The 16,426-nt window shown below is 59.1% G+C and carries 15 protein-coding genes; 9 read left to right on the plus strand and 6 right to left on the minus strand.

Going from position 1 to position 16,426, the window contains the following annotated elements:
* Positions 1-72: 72 nt before the first annotated feature.
* Genes cobT through cobC form a run of 3 tightly spaced genes read left to right on the plus strand, consistent with a single transcriptional unit; the run spans position 73 to position 2,440 of the window.
* Entirely contained in the window at positions 73-1,128 is a 1,056-nt protein-coding gene (gene cobT / locus DHN55_RS00530) for a nicotinate-nucleotide--dimethylbenzimidazole phosphoribosyltransferase (RefSeq protein WP_108879475.1), read from the plus strand.
* Positions 1,125-1,898 (plus strand): adenosylcobinamide-GDP ribazoletransferase, encoded by a 774-nt coding sequence (gene cobS / locus DHN55_RS00535; protein WP_108879476.1) that lies wholly within the window; start codon positions 1,125-1,127, stop codon positions 1,896-1,898. Before cobT ends, cobS begins: the two co-directional genes overlap by 4 nt.
* Complete coding sequence (gene cobC, locus DHN55_RS00540; protein WP_108879477.1) at positions 1,889-2,440, plus strand: histidine phosphatase family protein; 552 nt, start codon at positions 1,889-1,891, stop codon at positions 2,438-2,440. Before cobS ends, cobC begins: the two co-directional genes overlap by 10 nt.
* Here the strand turns inward: cobC and DHN55_RS00545 are convergent.
* A complete protein-coding gene (locus DHN55_RS00545) occupies positions 2,437-3,885 on the minus strand; it encodes an aldehyde dehydrogenase family protein (RefSeq protein WP_108879478.1) in 1,449 nt (482 codons plus the stop codon). The genes cobC and DHN55_RS00545 overlap by 4 nt on opposite strands.
* A gap of 179 nt (positions 3,886-4,064) precedes the next feature.
* Positions 4,065-5,054, minus strand: coding sequence for a hypothetical protein (locus tag DHN55_RS00550; protein ID WP_108879479.1), 990 nt, complete (start codon positions 5,052-5,054; stop codon positions 4,065-4,067).
* A 165-nt stretch (positions 5,055-5,219) separates the two neighbouring features.
* Here DHN55_RS00550 and DHN55_RS00555 point away from each other — a divergent pair, with 165 nt between their 5' ends.
* Together DHN55_RS00555 and DHN55_RS00560 are read left to right on the plus strand one after the other, a co-directional pair.
* Entirely contained in the window at positions 5,220-6,095 is an 876-nt protein-coding gene (locus DHN55_RS00555; protein WP_108879480.1) for a phytanoyl-CoA dioxygenase family protein, read from the plus strand.
* Positions 6,096-6,101: 6 nt separating this feature from the next.
* Positions 6,102-6,740 carry an HD domain-containing protein gene (locus DHN55_RS00560; protein ID WP_108879481.1) on the plus strand — a complete coding sequence of 213 codons (639 nt, stop codon included), beginning with the start codon at positions 6,102-6,104 and terminating at the stop codon, positions 6,738-6,740.
* Between the two features lie 4 nt (positions 6,741-6,744).
* Here the strand turns inward: DHN55_RS00560 and DHN55_RS00565 are convergent, their stop codons facing one another.
* The gene (locus DHN55_RS00565; RefSeq protein ID WP_108879482.1) at positions 6,745-7,884 is read right to left on the minus strand and encodes an oxidoreductase; all 1,140 of its coding nucleotides are present in this window, start codon (positions 7,882-7,884) and stop codon (positions 6,745-6,747) included.
* A gap of 143 nt (positions 7,885-8,027) precedes the next feature.
* On the opposite strand from DHN55_RS00565, the gene argE reads away from it, so the two are divergent.
* The 3 genes from argE (at position 8,028) to DHN55_RS00580 (ending at position 10,962) form a co-directional block, all read left to right on the plus strand.
* On the plus strand, positions 8,028-9,188 hold the full coding sequence (gene argE, locus DHN55_RS00570; RefSeq protein ID WP_337659751.1) for an acetylornithine deacetylase: 1,161 nt from the start codon (positions 8,028-8,030) through the stop codon (positions 9,186-9,188).
* Positions 9,189-9,362: 174 nt separating this feature from the next.
* Positions 9,363-9,815, plus strand: a complete 453-nt coding sequence (locus DHN55_RS00575) for a hypothetical protein (RefSeq protein ID WP_108879484.1) — start codon at positions 9,363-9,365, stop codon at positions 9,813-9,815.
* A gap of 97 nt (positions 9,816-9,912) precedes the next feature.
* Complete coding sequence (locus DHN55_RS00580; RefSeq protein WP_337659752.1) at positions 9,913-10,962, plus strand: Gfo/Idh/MocA family protein; 1,050 nt, start codon at positions 9,913-9,915, stop codon at positions 10,960-10,962.
* A gap of 53 nt (positions 10,963-11,015) precedes the next feature.
* Here DHN55_RS00580 and DHN55_RS00585 read toward each other — a convergent pair whose 3' ends face one another.
* The gene (locus tag DHN55_RS00585) at positions 11,016-12,764 is read right to left on the minus strand and encodes a tetratricopeptide repeat-containing sulfotransferase family protein (RefSeq protein ID WP_337659753.1); all 1,749 of its coding nucleotides are present in this window, start codon (positions 12,762-12,764) and stop codon (positions 11,016-11,018) included.
* Positions 12,765-12,975: 211 nt separating this feature from the next.
* Between DHN55_RS00585 and DHN55_RS00590 the strand changes: the two genes are divergently transcribed.
* Positions 12,976-14,976 carry an FAD-dependent oxidoreductase gene (locus tag DHN55_RS00590; protein ID WP_108879486.1) on the plus strand — a complete coding sequence of 667 codons (2,001 nt, stop codon included), beginning with the start codon at positions 12,976-12,978 and terminating at the stop codon, positions 14,974-14,976.
* Between the two features lie 29 nt (positions 14,977-15,005).
* On the opposite strand, the gene DHN55_RS00595 is transcribed toward DHN55_RS00590, so the two are convergent.
* Positions 15,006-15,488 carry a DUF2141 domain-containing protein gene (locus DHN55_RS00595; protein ID WP_108879487.1) on the minus strand — a complete coding sequence of 161 codons (483 nt, stop codon included), beginning with the start codon at positions 15,486-15,488 and terminating at the stop codon, positions 15,006-15,008.
* Positions 15,489-15,497: 9 nt separating this feature from the next.
* Positions 15,498-16,397 (minus strand): sterol desaturase family protein, encoded by a 900-nt coding sequence (locus tag DHN55_RS00600; protein ID WP_108879488.1) that lies wholly within the window; start codon positions 16,395-16,397, stop codon positions 15,498-15,500.
* Positions 16,398-16,426: the final 29 nt, after the last annotated feature.

Below are 16,426 nucleotides of genomic sequence, written 5' to 3' on the forward strand. Positions count from 1 at the left end.
ATGTCATAAACGTGATGAACGCGTGCGTCACCGCATTGTCAGCGGCAGGTGTACTGGGTTAGCGTCTGGCGCATGTCACAAGCTAGCGTTTTAAATTCCTTCAACCTGCCCCAGATCAAGCCGCCCGGTGCCCAACTTGACGGCCAGATTGCCCATGCCATCGACAGCAAGACCAAACCGCCCGGCTCCCTTGGACGCATCGAGGTGCTGGCTGCGCAAATTGCCCGGGTCCAGCAGACCCTCACCCCGGTCATGGACACTTGTTCGCTGACCATATTCGCAGCCGATCATGGTATCGCGAAGGCAGGCGTATCGGCATTTCCGCAGGAAGTGTCGCGCCAGATGGTGCTGAACTTTCTGGCCGGCGGGGCCGCTGCCAACGTGTTTGCCAACACGCAAGCCATTGGTGTGCGGGTGGTAGACGCAGGGCTCGCCGGCGAACCACTGTCGCATGACAAGCTGGTTTCACGGTGCGTCGCACCCGGAACAGCCAGTTTTCTAGATGGCCCAGCCATGACAAACGAACAGTTGGCTGAATGCCTCGAGCACGGCGTGGAACTGGGTCAATCCGCGGCGGGCGACGCGGTCGCATTTGGAGAGATGGGCATTGCCAACACATCAGCGGCAGCCATGCTGGCCCACAAACTCAGCGGCAAACCGGTTGCGGATTTCGTGGGCCGCGGGACAGGCGTTGATGATGCCGGGCTTAACCGCAAGCTGGAAATTCTGGCGGCAGCCTCAGCGCGCACGCCGGACAATCTGTGCGCCACTGACGTGATGGCGGAATATGGCGGTTTTGAAATTGACATGTTGGCCGGCGCCATGCTGGGTGCAGCCGCGACCGGGCGCGTCGTCGTCGTGGACGGCACCATTGCGACAGCCGCCGCTATGGCCGCGGTGCACCTCAAGCCGGAGGTGCGCGATTACCTGGTGTTTTCCCATGCCTCAGGCGACGCAGGACACAGCGCCATGATCGCCGCCCTCGATGTGCGGCCGCTGCTCGACCTGGATTTGCGCCTGGGTGAAGGCACCGGGGCATTGCTCGCATGGCCCCTGCTCAGATGTGCTGCCGCCATGTTGTGCGATATGGCCAGTTTCGAAAGCGCCGGAGTATCCGGTAAGGCATGAACGACAGTTTCCGCAACCAGCTCTCGACTTTCGCGATCGCGCTGCAGTTCATGACGCGCCTGCCCGGGCTCGGCGCAACCGGCTGGACCAGGGATCGCGAGCGCGCCTCGGTCGGATATTATGCGGCATCCGGCGTCGTTGTCGGGATTATTGCCGCACTTGTGTACTGGCCGGCCAGCCAGTTGTTGCCGCCGCTGCTCGCCAGCCTGTTTGCAGTTGCCGCCGCCATCATGATCACCGGCGCGCTGCATGAAGACGGACTGGCGGATATCTGCGACGGCATTGGCGGCGGGCAGACCCGCGACAAGGCCCTGGCGATCATGAAGGACAGCCGCATCGGAGCCTATGGCACGCTTGGCCTGATGGTATTTGTGGGCGCCAAGGTCATCGCGCTGTCCAGTCTGCCTGCCGGGATGGCCGTAGCGGCCCTTGTGGGTGCCCATGCGACAAGCCGTGCAGCCATTCTCGGTATCCTGGCTACAGCGCACTATGCGCGGGCAGAAGGCGGCACGGCCAGCACCGTCGCAACAAAACCGGCGCTGGAAAGCTGGGCCGTCACCGGCGTGACGCTGGTGCTGGTTGTCGTTGCCTGCCTGCTCATCATGCCGTTCGGCGCAACCCTGAGTGCGTTCGCCGGAGCCGCAATTCTCGCACTCGCCATGCGGCAAGTCTTCATGCGCAAACTTGGCGGGTATACGGGCGACTGTCTCGGTGCGGTACAGCAGGCCGGCGAGCTTGGTTTTTACCTGGGACTTGCAGCATGGGTCTAGTTTTGCTGCGCCATACCAAACCGGACATTGCAGACGGTACCTGCTACGGCTCCACCGACCTGAAGCCGGGTGCCAATTTCGCCATGGAAGCCGAAGCCGTCCTGCAGGCTCTGCCATGGAAAGCCGATCAGATCCTGTCCAGCCCGCTTGTCCGATGCGCCCAACTGGCCGACCGCATAAGCACCTCGCACAGTACTCAACCGTCATTTCATGATGGCCTGAAAGAGATGGATTTCGGGGTATGGGAGGGATTGCGCTGGGACAATGTGCCGATCGACGAGTTGAACCAGTGGGCCAACGACCTGCTGCATGCCCGGCCCCACGGCGGGGAAAGCGTGCACCAGATGCAGCAGCGCGCGCTGGCGGTGTTGGAGGCCCATGGCGCCTGGCGGGCCGACACGGCTACCCTGGTTGTCACCCACGCAGGGGTTATTCGTGCCGTGCTCGATCATGCCGGCGTGCGCGACGCCTGGGTCACCCAGACGCCGTATGGCGGCGGCTGGATGTTATCGGCGGACAAATCCGTGACGGCGCTGGGCTAAGCGGCGCTTTCGTCCCAGCCGCTGATGGCCTTGACTTCGAGGAAGTCTTCCAGGCCCCAATCGCCGCCTTCACGGCCATTGCCCGACATTTTGTAGCCGCCGAACGGGCTGCCGCCGGGGCGCTGGGCGCCGTTCAGCAACACCATGCCTGCACGCAGTTCGCGGGCCACTTTCTGAGCCCGCGCCTGATCACCGGACTGCACGTAGGCCGCCAGGCCATACTGGGTGTCGTTGGCAATCTCGACAGCTTCCGCTTCGGTTTCAAACGGGATCATGGTCAGAACCGGACCGAAAATCTCTTCCCGGGCGATTGCCATGTCATTGTTGACGTCGGCAAACACGGTCGGGCGCACGAAGTAACCACGGTTGAAGCCGTCCGGGCGGCCCGTGCCGCCGGCCACCAGTTTGGCGCCTTCGTCGATGCCTTTCTGGATCAGCGTCTGCACCTTGTCGAACTGCATTTGCGAAATCAGCGGGCCGATATGATTGCCCTCTTCCGCCGGATCGCCGACCTTGCAGTTTTTCGCAGTTTCAGCGGCAATTTCCACGGCACTGTCATAAACCGAACGCTCCACCAGCATGCGGGTCGGGGCATTGCACGACTGGCCGGTGTTGTTGAAGCAGTGCAAGGTTCCGCGTTTGACGGCCTTCGGGATATCTGCGTCGGCAAAAACGATATTGGGTGACTTTCCGCCGAGTTCCAGGGTTACCCGCTTGACGGTTTCAGCAGCCGCCTTTTGCACGGCGATGCCGGCGCGCGTAGAGCCGGTAAACGACATCATGTCGATATCGGGATGGCGCGACATGGCTTCACCCACGGTCGGCCCGTCACCATTGACCAGGTTGAAGACACCTGCCGGGAAGCCTGCCTCATGCATGATTTCGGCAAATATGATGCCGGACATGGGCGAAATTTCAGAAGGTTTCAGGATGACCGTGCAACCGGCGGCGACAGCGGGAACCACTTTGAGGCAGATCTGGTTCATCGGCCAGTTCCACGGCGTGATCAGGCCACACACGCCAATCGGCTCATGGGCAATGTGCTCGGTCGGCACTTTTTCACTCAACGGCGCGTCAAACTCGAAATTCTTGAGCGTGCGGATAAATGACTTGATATGCCCCCAGCCGGCGCCTGCCTGTTGCTGCGTGGACATGGTGATCGGGGCACCCACCTCGCTGGAAATAATCTTGGCCATATCACCGGACCGCTTTTCGTAAACCGCCAGCAGTTTTTCCAGATACTCCAGGCGTTCTTCGCGGCTGGTCCTGCTCCAGGTCTTGAACGCTGTGCGGGCAGCGGCAACAGCTGCATCAACATCTGCAGCGGAACCCAGCGAGATCGTTGCAAATGCGGTCTCGTCTGCCGGGTTGATCACTTCCAGATCCTGCGCCTTGGCAGGGGCAACCCATTTTCCGTCAATATAGAAATCTGTCTTGCGAAGCATTTGAAACTTACCTCTTGAGCGTTGTTGAATGCATCAGGAATTCACCATGCCACACAATTAGCTGTGCAGGTGCAGGCTTACAAGCCCCCAGGCTTCATTGCTGTCATGCAATTTCCTGCACGAACCGCCAGCGCGCTGGGGCGGTTGCAGCCATGTCGCAGCCATGGAGCAGGCCTGTCCTATGCGTGTCCGACCATGTAAATGCGCGCCAGTTTCAACCAGTGGATCAGGCCTGCAAATGGCTGCGATTTTCCGACCGAGCGGTCCTGGCTGACCACCATTGAGGTATCGGCAAGTACATTGTAGCGTTTGTGGACATGATCCAGCAATTCCGCCTGGCGATCATACATGTGCACAACGGGACACGGTTTACCGTCTCGCATCCTGATTTTTCCGTCCGGATCGATCACCATGTCCGTCTCCCGGTAGACATTGGCCACGAACTCATGGTTCGGCACCACCTTGCAAAGCCCTGCCATGCGCGAATGGGCAATCAGGTTGGTCGAGATATTGTCGAGGCCGGTTGTGTGCTTGGTCCATTCATGGGTGGTAAGCGCGATATTCAACTTGGCCCGGCACATTCGTTCAATGCCCGCAGGTGTTCCTGCAATCACCCCGCCGTTCACGATCGGCTTGCCTTTCAGGCTCTGCCGCAAGGTTCCGGGCAACATGGCCCAGGCCCATCGGCCGTTGGTGTTGGCCAGGGTCCAGCTAGAGGTGTCGTTGTTTTCGGCGAAAACGGTCAGGTCGTTTTGCGACAGTCCGTCAAACGGATCAGCCTGAAACACCACATCACGGCTGTCCACAAGTAGTAGCTGATCGATACCCTGCGGAAGATCTTTCAGGATCTCAAGATAGTATTCGAGCCTGGCCAGTGCCGGATAGGGCCGGTAACCGGTGGTTTCGCTTACCGGATAGACGGTGACGTTCTGATCCGCAAAAATCTGTTCGAAGCCACTGTCGGCATGAGCGGCAATAACAAGGTGAGCGTCAGAATGCTCACGCAGTGATTCAACCAGAGGTTTCAATAAATTAGCCGGGTAACCAGTCGCGACCGTAATGATGCACTGACCGGTTTTCCGACGCTTCCAGATCACTTTACCGCCTGCAGGATCAGAAATCCGCGCCACCCATTGCGCGAAGCCATCAGACGTGCCCAGCTCAGACATCAAGCCTCTCCCCGCGCTCCCCCCGTCTGCAACAACATACAACTTCTAGATTGGCAGCGCCGGACAAGTCAATGTCTAGCACAATTCGCGGCCTCTCAAATCCACTTGACAAGTGACCCGTGAACACCCTGAATTCCGCATGTTGCCATTCGCCGGAGGTTTGCCATGCCAGCCAGCTTGTCTTCATCACAAATCGCCACCTACCACAGTGATGGTTTTCTGTTTCCCGTCGATGTCATGCCGGCGAGTAAAGCCGGGGTTTTTCGATCTGACATTGAAACCCTGGAGACGACTTATCCGGATGGGGCACTGCCGCAGCCGATCTCACAGTACTTTCGCGTCGGCGCACACGTAGTGGTTCCGCTCATGGCCGAGATTGCAAAGACCCCGGCCGTGCTGGACGCTGTCGAATCGATCCTGGGGCCTGACCTGCTTGTCTGGTCCTGCGAGCTGTTCATCAAGGAGCCAAACACCAGCAAAGTCGTATCCTGGCATCAGGATCTCACTTACTGGGGGATGGGCGAAACCGATGATCAATTGACCGCCTGGATCGCCCTGTCGCCGGCAACACCCCAGTCCGGCTGCATGAAATTCGTGGCCGGTTCACACAACAACCGCATCGTGGAGCACCGCGACACGTTTCACGAAGACAATCTTTTGTCGCGCGGCCAGGAAATCGCGGTGGAGGTCGACGAAGCGTCGGCGACCAACATTGTCCTGCAGCCCGGCCAGATGTCCCTGCACCATGGCCGCATGTTTCACGCATCAGGCCCGAACAGCTCTGATGACAGGCGCATCGGATGCGCTATCCGGTATGTAACTCCTGGCGTGAAACAACTGGTGGCGGAAAGAGACTATGCCATGCTGGTGCGCGGTTGCGATACCGAGCGCAACTGGATCAATGTCGCAGCACCGTCTGAGCCATTTGGCGATGATGCGATGGCGCTCTATTCACGAATTCGCCGCGATCAGTCGGTTGCACTTGCGCAAGGCGCGGCACAGCAGGTCGGCCTGTATGCCGATACAGCAGACAGGATGTAGATTGTCATGAATGAACAGACACCAACCGTAAAATTCACGGAAATGAAGCACGGCACCCGCGATGAATATCTGATGCTGCGGGAAAAGGAACAGGCGCACGTAAAACTGACGCCTGACCGCATTTTGAAAGCCCTGCGCGATCAGGAAGACGAGACCATTGAGGGCTACAAGATCACCCGGCTTGAACATGGCCTGCAGTCTGCCACGCGGGCATGGCGCGACGGCGCCGACATTGACTGGGTCGTAGGCGCTGTCCTGCACGACATCGGCGACGGGCTGGCGCCGCAAAACCATGACGAGTTCGCCGCAGCAATCGTGCGCCCGTTCCTCAGGGAGGAAGTGACCTGGTGCGTGCATCATCACGGGGCGTTCCAGATGGTGTACTACGCGCACCACTATGATTGGAACCAGTTTGAGCGGGACAAGTTCGCCGGTGAACCCTATTTCCAGTCATGTGTTGATTTCTGTGAGTTCTGGGATCAATCAAGCTTTGATCCTGACTATGACACACTGCCGCTGGAGTTCTTCGAGCCCATGATCAGGGAAGTGTTCGCCCGCCACCCTTATGCCGAAGCCACCGTGCAAGCCGGCACCAAGAGCCCGCTGCGCGATGAGGCCGTGGCGGCCGAGCGGGCCGCTGCCTGACCGGTCATCGCAGGCCAAGTTTGCCTAACAGCCGATCGCGGCGCTCAAGCCACCAGCCGGCCTCCACCGGCCAATGCTGGTAGCCGGCATCTGTCTCAAGCGTTGCCCTGGCCCGCAACGGCCAGTTGGGATCAGCCAGCACTTCACGTGCCAGGGCGACCATGTCGGCTGAACCCTCCGCAACGATCCGCTCCGCCGTCTCAGGGTTCCAGATGAAACCGACAGCCATTGCGGCCATGTCCGCTTCAGTCCTGATCCGAGCGGCAAACGGTGTCTGAAACGCTTCGCCGAGCTGCATGCGGCGGGGCCGCTCGCGACCGCCAATGCCACCACTGGAACAATCGATCATGTCGACACCACAGGATTTCAATGCCTTGGCCAATTCCACCGTATCTTCAGCCTCCCAGCCGCCATCCACCCAGTCGGTGCATGACAAGCGGAATATCAGCGGCAGGTCATCCGGCAGGTTTGCCCGGATGGATTGTGCAACTTCGGTGGCAAACCGCATCCTGTTGCTGCGCGACCCGCCATATCCGTCGCTGCGCTGATTGGAGACCGGCGAATAGAACTGGTGCACCAGGAACCCATGCGCGGCATAGACTTCGATCACCTTGAATCCGGCCGTAACGGACCGCCCTGCCGCGGTTCCGAAAGCCGCCACCACATCTGCTATGTCGGCTACCGACATTTCTTCCGGCACCGGCCAGCCGTCCGCGTAAACAAGAGGCGACGGAGCAATCGCTGACCAGGGCGCCTCATCGCGCAAAGATATGTCTTCGTCCATGACCGGTGTTTCGCCATGCCACGGGCGTCGCTCCGATGCCTTTCTGCCGGCATGGGCAAGCTGGATACCCGGCACGGCCCCTTCCGCCTCCAGAAACCTGTTGATACGGGTAAGCTCGGTAATCTGCGCATCATCCCACAAGCCCAGATCGCCGGGTGTGCGCCTGCCGCGTGCCTCAACCGCCGTTGCTTCGCAGAACACCAGTCCTGCTCCACCCAGCGCAAACCGGCCCAGATGCACCATGTGCCAGTCATTTGCGAAACCGTCTTTCGAACGGTACTGGCTCATCGGTGAGATGGCGACGCGGTTCTTGAAGGTCTGCCCGCGCAGGGTGAACGGGCTGAACAGGTGCGATGTCATGAATTGTCAATCTGATGAAATTGGCGCCAAAGGATGGAAATCCGTCCTAACACAAACGACCACCTGCCTCCATGCGTCAGGCGATCAGTAATGTGTGATGATCCTCTTTGCCGATGATCGGCCCCATGCTAGCAATGCTGACCATGACACAAAGCATTACCCACCTTGAAAAACTCGTCTCCTTCAACACTGTCAGCCGGGACTCCAACCTGGCACTGATCGACCATGTCAGCGAACTGCTGCAGCCTTTAGGGTTTCGTATCCAGCTGGCCCCGTCGGAAGACGGCCGGAAAGCAAACCTTTATGCCTCGATCGGCCCTGAGGACGTGTCCGGGGTTGTTCTGTCCGGTCACACGGACGTGGTGCCGGTGGAAGGCCAGGCCTGGTCATCCGACCCGTTTGTCATGCGCTCGGACAAGGGCATGCTGTATGGCCGCGGCACAGCCGACATGAAAGGTTTCATTGCATGCTGCATCGCCATGGCGCCGCGCGCTGCCCAACTCAAGGACAAACTGTCGGCGCCGATACATTTTGCATTTTCCTATGACGAGGAAATCGGCTGTGTCGGCGTGCGCCGCCTGATCGACATGCTGGAGCCGGTATCACCAAAACCACGGTGCTGCATAATCGGTGAACCGACGCTGATGCAGGTGGTCACCGCCCACAAGGGCAAGGCCGGCGAGCGGGTCAGCTGTACCGGCCTTGAAGCTCACTCGAGCCTGGCACCGACTGCTATCAATGCCGTTCACCTGGCCATTGACCTGATCAATGAAATCAGGCGGCTGCAGGCGGAGATTGCCGAGACCGGCACCAGGGATGGCGACTATGACGTTGCCTACACCACCCTTCACGCCGGCAACCTGCACGGTGGCGAAACCCTCAATATCGTGCCCAACCTGGCGAAGTTCGAGTATGAAATCCGCCACCTGCCGGCCGATGACCCGCAAACCCTGATAGACCGCATTCACGCGAAGGCCGATGAGCTTGTCAGCGAAGCACGCAAGGTGTTCCCCGGCGCCGACATCAGCTTTGCCCCCGGCACAGCCTATCCCGCACTGGACACCGCGCCGGATGCAGAAGTGGTCAATTACGTGAAATCACTGACTGGCGGAAACTCCACCGGCAAGATCGCCTTCGGCACCGAAGGCGGGCTGTTTCAGACCCGGCTCGGCATTCCGACTGTCGTATGCGGTCCAGGCTCCATCGGCGTTGCCCACAAGCCGGATGAATACATAGCGGAAACCGAAATGGCGGCGTGTGACAGGATGCTGGAAAAACTGCTGGAAGATCTGACCGGAACCTGATCTGGAACGGTATCGTTTCGAAAACCTTAAATTTGTGTATCATATTGAAACACATAGGTGAATCAGACCCGTTACGCCGGATTACCGCCGCATTATCTCCCTGCAATTTTCACATTCTGGGGGGACGCTTGTTTCCAAGACGGCTTTATCAACTGCCCGAAAGGGAGGTTAGTCATGTTGCGTACCCCTATTGCGGCCCTCACCGCCGCGCTAATACTGACTGCGTTTTCCGGCCAGCAATCGCAGGCTGCCGATCCACACTGGTTTTATGATAACGCCGCTGCACCATCCTATGATGAGCGCTACAGCGAAGAGTATCGCCGAGACTGGCAAAACGATCGGGTTTATGAACCCAGACACTCTGTGTATCAGCGCGAACCCGAATACAAGCATCGCCGCCCGCGCCATCGTGATGATTATGGTAATGGCAATGGCACTTACAATGGCAGGCTGTCCTGCCTGCAGGCGGTTGGGGACCTGAAAGATGCCGGTTTCCGGCATATTGAAGTCGTCACCTGCCGAAATGGCGACTATGTCTATGACGCGGTCCGGGGGCGGGAGCCGTGGCGCATCCAGGTCAGCCGTGCATCCGGCGAGATCATCAACGTGGAGCCACTGGGCGACTGATGCCGCGCTGAGTCCGGTTGTCGGGAAAACCAGCTTGCCGGGTTGACAATCTTAAGGCCAGAACTCACTAACCGCATTCGTTTTCCGGAGTAGGTTGGTGAGTTCTGAACCTGATAAACCATTTCGCATCGCTGTCGCCGGCGCTGGTCTTATAGGCAAGCGTCATGTCGAGGCTGTGGATCGTTGCGACGCGACCGTCGTATCGGCAATTGTCGACCCTGCCCCCGCCGCCAAAGATTTCGCCGGCAGCATCGGCTGTGACTGGTATGCATCGGTTGCGGAAATGCTCGGCGCCGGCTCACCAGACGGCGTCATTATTGCTACCCCCAACCAGATGCATGTCGACAATGGACTGGAGTGCGTTCGCGCAGGGGTTCCTGTCCTGGTCGAAAAGCCGATTGCCGACAGTGCCCGCGCTGCCGCGCGGCTTGTGGACGTTGCTGCCGAATTGAAGGTACCGGTGCTTGTCGGGCACCACAGGCGGCACAATCCGCTGATTGGCGCTGCCCGGCAGAAAATCAGCAGCGGCGCCATTGGCGACATCGTCGCGGTGCATGCCGCCTGCTGGCTCTACAAGCCGGATGACTACTTCAATGTGACCTGGCGCACCCAGCCAGGTGCCGGGCCGGTGTTCATCAACCTGATCCATGACATTGACCTCTTGCGCCATCTGGTTGGTGAGGTGGTTTCAGTGCAGGCGGCTGAATCGTCCCATGCCCGCAACCACGACGTCGAGGACACCGCCGCCATCATCATCAGCTTTGCCAATGGTGCCCTGGGTACCATCAGCGTGACCGACAGTGTCGTCGCGCCGTGGAGCTGGGAACTGACGGCGGCTGAAAATCCCGCCTATCCGGAAACCGGGGAGACCTGCTATTTCATCGGCGGCACCCGCGGTTCGCTTGAAATCCCCAAAGGCAAGGTGTGGTCGCAAGGTGGCGAACGCAGCTGGTGGCAACCGATCAATCAGGCCGTCTATGAGACTGCTTCGCGTGATCCGCTGGACGAACAGATCGATCATTTCTGCAGAGTGATTGCAGGCGCAGAGCAGCCTGCCGTTTCAGGCCTGGAAGGACTGAAATCGCTGAGGGTAGTCGAAGCCATCAAGGCGTCCGCCCGAGACGGCAGGAGGGTTGATCTGACTTGACCTGGCCCCTTCCAGCCTGCCCTGAATGGCGGGACGGGCCAAAGGGTTGCGGACTACCTGTTCCCCGGATCGTCGGAGTAGCCATGTCTTTCCGCCCATTTGAGCAGCGTTGGCAATAGCGGCACCATATGCGCACGATAGCGCCGCCACCGGCCTTTTGCACGACTGTTAACGGGCTGGATGACCGTGTCATGGCCGGCTGTGCCGGTTTGCCGGCGATCAGGTGTCGCGTCCTTGCTGTCCGCCCCGGCGTCTTCCCAGTCCAGCTCCAGAAAACTCAACACCTGACGAGCGGTCTCTTCCAGGTCGCCCACAATCTGTTCGTATTTTACGGCGTGTACCGGCAATTGCAGCGCACTCGCATACATTGCCCAAAGTGACATGACCTCGTCATAACACTGTGCCGTGCTTTTCAGGTCCAGAAAATTCACCGTGGCAGCGTTGAGCCTGAAGTCCTGCATGAAACAACTCAGCACACAGTCGCAAGGGTGGCGTAACACCAGCAGAAACCTGGCGTGGGGGAAAACCCTGCTGATCAATCCGGCCTCGACAATGTTGAGCGGCAGCTTGTCAATCACCACGTCACCGGCTGCAGCCTCTTCAGGCAGGTGCTGATTGAGATTTTTCATGTAGGCGTCGCGCAATTGCGTTACCTGCTTATCCGTCAAACCTTCATGGTCCGGCAATTCGCCCGTCTGCCAGTCGCTTGCCATCCGGACCATGTCCTGCACCATCGGCTTTCCGTCGACCACCGAGATCCGGCTGTGCTTCAGCAGGACCGTGTCAAGCAACGTCGCGCCGGACCGGGGAAATCCAACGAGAAACACCAGTTGTGGCGCAGCCGGTTGTGCGTCCGGTTCTGCGGGAGCCGTGCGGCTCACCAACTTGTAGGCGGCTTGCAGGTCTTCCAGTTTCCGAATGAAATCATCCGGCTCCAGACCGCGCCCGCCCGCCGCCTTCGCAGCCCAGGTGTTGGCATTGACAAAGGCATCATAGGCAGCGCGCACATCTTCAAGGCGGTCACATATGTCGCCCAGCAAATACCAGTACGCCGAATTCAGCTGTGCCTGCTCGGGATGGAATTTCTCAACACCGGACAATGCCTGGCGCGCACCATCCAGGTCATTGTCGCGGCGCAACAGCTGCGCCTGGCGGATAGAGATCCTGATATCGTCCGGCCGGCATACGGTGCGCGCCTGCGCAACAGCCTTCCTGAGTTCGCCGATCTGGTTTGTCTGTTCCAGCACCTCACACAGACTGTCATGCGCCTCGACAAAGCCGGGCTGCAGCTTCAACGCCCGGCGGAAACAATCTATGGCTTCTTCAGTCTGGCCCCGCCGGAACAGCACGCCGCCGAGACTGCTGTGTGCCGTGTGATCCTTGGGGGAGACTTCAACCAGTTGCTGAAACAGCTTTTCGGCTGCGCTCAATTTTCCAAGCCCGCACAGAACGGCAGCCATGTTGAACATCACGTCCGGGTCGTCCGGCTTGATCTGCAGGGCCGCACGGTAACTGGTCAGCGCAGTTTTCAGGTCGCCGGCGTCACGCAACACATTGCCGAGATTGAAATGGACATCGCAATTGTCCGGATCCAGTTCGATTGCCCTTTGATAGCTGTCAATGGCAACCTGGAAAGCCCCCTGTTTGGCGGCGATGACACCGTGGACATTGTGAACGATGGCAAACTCGCGGTGGCTTCGGCATAACTGCTCAACCATCTTGCGGGCGCGGTCGAGCTGGCCGGCCTCAAACACCTCAATGGCTGCGCGCAGTCGCTTGTCGAGTGCGTTACGTGCCTGCATCAGACGCCCCAGAGACTGCAGTTCATCACAATCGCCCCCTTCATCAGCCTGATCCGTCAAACATTGCCGGACCCTGCCTTGATGTTTTGTATCGCAAGCAGGCCCCATGACGCAAACTTGCAACCTGTGCCACCTGTGTGACACACCCTCTTCACACAGTCTCAACTCAAGGTAGACTGGCGAGAAACAACCAACCGGATCTGATTACCCCGTGACAGCAAGTAGCTCCCCCTTCCCGCATTTGTTCACCCCGTTGAAAGTTGGCCGGCAAACACTGCCCAACCGCATATTGATGGGATCGATGCACACCGGCCTTGAAGAACAGGGCGAGGAAGGCCTGGCCCGTTTGGCCGCGTTCTACGCAGAACGCGCCCGCGGCGGATGTTCCCTGATGGTAACCGGCGGGTTCTCACCCAATGCAGAAGGCAGGCTGGGCACAGAGGGCGGATTTCTGGTTGACGCCGATGCCGAGCATCACCAGCAGGTAACCGATGCCGTACACGCGCACGGCTCGCGCATATTGCTGCAACTGTTGCACGCGGGCCGCTATGGCTATCAGCCCGACATCGTAGCACCGTCGCCCATTCGCTCGCCGATCAACAAGACCACACCGCGCGAAATGGATGACGACGACATCCAGCGTACCATCGCCGACTATGCCCGCGCCGCGCAGATTGCCCAGGCAGCCGGCTATGACGGTGTCGAACTGATGGGATCGGAAGGTTACCTGATCAACCAGTTTACCGCGCCGCGCACCAACAAGCGTACCGACAGGTGGGGCGGTTCGTTTGAAAACCGCGCCCGGCTCCCGGTCCAGGTGATCAAGGCGGTGCGGGCGGCAACCGACCCGCAGTTTATCATCATGTACCGGCTTTCCGTGCTCGACATCGTCGAAGACGGCAGCCCATTCGAAGAGGTCGCCGAACTTGCCAGGCTGGCTGAGGCCTCCGGCGCCGACATCCTCAATTCAGGCATCGGGTGGCATGAAGCCCGCATCCCGACCATTGCCCAGGCGGTGCCCAGGGGCGCATGGACATGGGCGACGCGACGGCTGATGGGCAAGGTGTCCATACCGCTTATCGCCACCAATCGCATCAACACACCGGAAAAGGCCGACCAGGTAATCGCAGACGGCCATGCCGACATGGTGTCGATGGCCCGGCCGTTCCTCGCCGATGCAGACTTCGCAGACAAGGCTGCCCGTGGAAGGCCGGAGGAAATCAACACCTGCATCGCCTGCAACCAGGCCTGCCTTGATCACTATTTCAAGGGCAAGGACGCCACCTGCCTGGTCAACCCAAGGGCCTGCCGCGAAACCATGCTGACCTGGAAACCGGCGCAAACAACGCGCAAGGTCGCCGTCGTCGGTGCCGGGGTTGCCGGGTTGTCGTGTGCTGTAACAGCGGCAGAACGCGGCCACGACGTGACCCTGTTCGAGGCAGCCGGCCAGGTCGGCGGGCAGTTCCTGCTGGCCCGCCATATCCCGGGCAAGGAGGAATTCAACGAGACCCTGCGCTACTACCGCAACCGGGCCGAAGCATTTGGCGTATCGCTGAAACTCAACACCCGTGCCGATGCGGCCACGCTGGCCGGATTCGATGAAGTGGTCATGGCAACCGGGGTGACGCCGCGTGTGCCGGACATTGCCGGCGTCGACCACCCGAGCGTCATGACCTACGAAGAATTGCTGTCCGGTGCGCGACAACCCGGCAGGCGGGTCGCGGTGATCGGTGCCGGCGGTGTCGGGGTCGATGTCGCGGTGCACCTGGTCGAGCGCGGACTCAAAAGCCACCTGGACCCGACCGAATTCCGCTCAACATGGGGAGTTGGCCAGGAACCGGGCGATCATGTGCCATCGCATGATGTGGTACTGATGCAGCGCTCTACCGGGAAAATGGGCTCAGGCCCCGGCAAGACAACCGGATGGGTGCACCGCCTGGTATTACTGCGCGCCAACGTCGAAATGATCGGCGATGTCAGTTACCGGCAGATTGATGACGAAGGCCTGCACATCTCGGTCGGCAACCAGGACAGGCTGGTAAAATGCGACAGTATCGTGCTGTGTGCCGGCCAGTTGTCGGTCGACGGACTGGCTGATGACCTGAAAGCCGCCGACCGCCAGGTTCATATCATTGGCGGGGCCAGTTTTGCCGGTGAACTGGACGCCCAGCGCGCCATCGAGGAAGGCACATTGCTGGGCTCACGTCTGTAAAGCAATGCCTGTGCCGAAGCGCCGGACGCCTAGTCCGGGTAGTGCATTTTGATCGTCACTTTGCCACGGACTATTGCAGCGGTTCTGAAGGTCGGAGTGTCGTAAGCATCCACAGCACCGCTGGTGGCATAACCTTCAGTTGGCAATTGCCCCTTCATGTTCAGGTCCCGGTTTTCGTCCTCATCATGAAAAGCTGCTACCGCATAGGGACCATCTTTCAGATCAGGAAAGCTGACAACCACGGTTCCAGCCTTTGATGGCGTCTCCTTGTAACCGGCCGCCCCTGCAACATCATACGCCCGAAAGGCGTTTCTGTTGGAAAAGACAATCACTACAACCTTGCCGGTTGCCCCACGAACACCCTCCAGAGTGACAGTCAACCCGGACGGAAAGGATGTTGCAGCGCTCGCAGCGCCGTACGTGGAATGGACATTGCTGGCAAGCCAGGCGCCAACAAAGGTAATGCTTATCGTGGCAAGAGCGCCGACCAGTCTTTGGGTATTGGTGGGCATAAGGCGTGCCTATTCCGCTGCTTCGGACCGGAGTGCCTTGTCCTTTGGTTTCCACCCGGGCGGGCCAAGAACTACACCAAGCTTGTTTCGAAAACCTCTCATGGCCCAGGCGCTTTTTGCAAGCCGGTAGAAGCCGTGCAGAAATGCAACAATCGGATTGGTGCTGTCGATGGGTTTCACGAGACCGTAGACAACCTGCTCGCGTTCTTCCTCGAAGGTTCCGAACATCCGATCCCAGACAATGAAAATACCGGCATAGTTTTTGTCGAGGTATTTCGGGTTTGAACCGTGATGCACACGATGATGCGAAGGTGTGTTCATGATCCATTCGACTGGACGCGGGAGCTTTCTGATACTCTCCGTATGCAGGATGGTCTGGTAGAGCTGAACGACCACTTCAGCGAACAGTACGACAATCGGATTGAAGCCGAGCAGCACCAGTGGAACATGGAAGAAGACCGGCCAGAACGAATCCATCGGGCCGAAGCGATAGGCTACGGAGATGTTGAAAAACGGTGACGAGTGATGGACCGTATGGGTTGCCCAGGCGAGATTCACCCGGTGCATAAACCGGTGTTCCCAATAATAGGCGAGATCTGCCAGCACCACGCAAATTGTGACCGTGACCCAGTTTATCTCGATGTCAAAGACGGCAAACTGGAACGCATAGTAAAACGTCGAGACATAAAACGCGCCGAGAAACAGGATTGTCAGTCCGATGAAAAAGGCGAGTGTGATGTAGTTGGTGATCGTATCACCGACCAATGCCCACGAGAGTTTCTTGTAGATGGCATATCTGGTGAACTCGAATGCCAGAAAGGCCAGTGCGAAAACGAAGAACCAGTCGTCGACGAACTTTTCGAGCCATTCGATATAGCCTGTGCTGATTGGAGAAAGAAGCCAGTCCATGAGAGATTCCAAAATTATCAATATTGACA

This window comes from Anderseniella sp. Alg231-50 (assembly GCF_900149695.1).
Classification (GTDB): Bacteria; Pseudomonadota; Alphaproteobacteria; order Rhizobiales; family Aestuariivirgaceae; genus Anderseniella.

Coding starts and splice junctions, on each gene's coding strand:
- cobS (WP_108879476.1), top strand. CDS start 1,125: ATGAACGACAGTTTCCGCAACCAGCTCTCGACTTTCGCGATCGCGCTG.
- DHN55_RS00565 (WP_108879482.1), bottom strand. CDS start 7,884: ATGACATCGCACCTGTTCAGCCCGTTCACCCTGCGCGGGCAGACCTTC.
- cobT (WP_108879475.1), top strand. CDS start 73: ATGTCACAAGCTAGCGTTTTAAATTCCTTCAACCTGCCCCAGATCAAG.
- cobC (WP_108879477.1), top strand. CDS start 1,889: ATGGGTCTAGTTTTGCTGCGCCATACCAAACCGGACATTGCAGACGGT.
- DHN55_RS00560 (WP_108879481.1), top strand. CDS start 6,102: ATGAATGAACAGACACCAACCGTAAAATTCACGGAAATGAAGCACGGC.
- DHN55_RS00595 (WP_108879487.1), bottom strand. CDS start 15,488: ATGCCCACCAATACCCAAAGACTGGTCGGCGCTCTTGCCACGATAAGC.
- DHN55_RS00550 (WP_108879479.1), bottom strand. CDS start 5,054: ATGTCTGAGCTGGGCACGTCTGATGGCTTCGCGCAATGGGTGGCGCGG.
- DHN55_RS00545 (WP_108879478.1), bottom strand. CDS start 3,885: ATGCTTCGCAAGACAGATTTCTATATTGACGGAAAATGGGTTGCCCCT.
- DHN55_RS00585 (WP_337659753.1), bottom strand. CDS start 12,764: ATGCAGGCACGTAACGCACTCGACAAGCGACTGCGCGCAGCCATTGAG.
- DHN55_RS00600 (WP_108879488.1), bottom strand. CDS start 16,397: ATGGACTGGCTTCTTTCTCCAATCAGCACAGGCTATATCGAATGGCTC.
- DHN55_RS00555 (WP_108879480.1), top strand. CDS start 5,220: ATGCCAGCCAGCTTGTCTTCATCACAAATCGCCACCTACCACAGTGAT.
- DHN55_RS00575 (WP_108879484.1), top strand. CDS start 9,363: ATGTTGCGTACCCCTATTGCGGCCCTCACCGCCGCGCTAATACTGACT.
- argE (WP_337659751.1), top strand. CDS start 8,028: ATGACACAAAGCATTACCCACCTTGAAAAACTCGTCTCCTTCAACACT.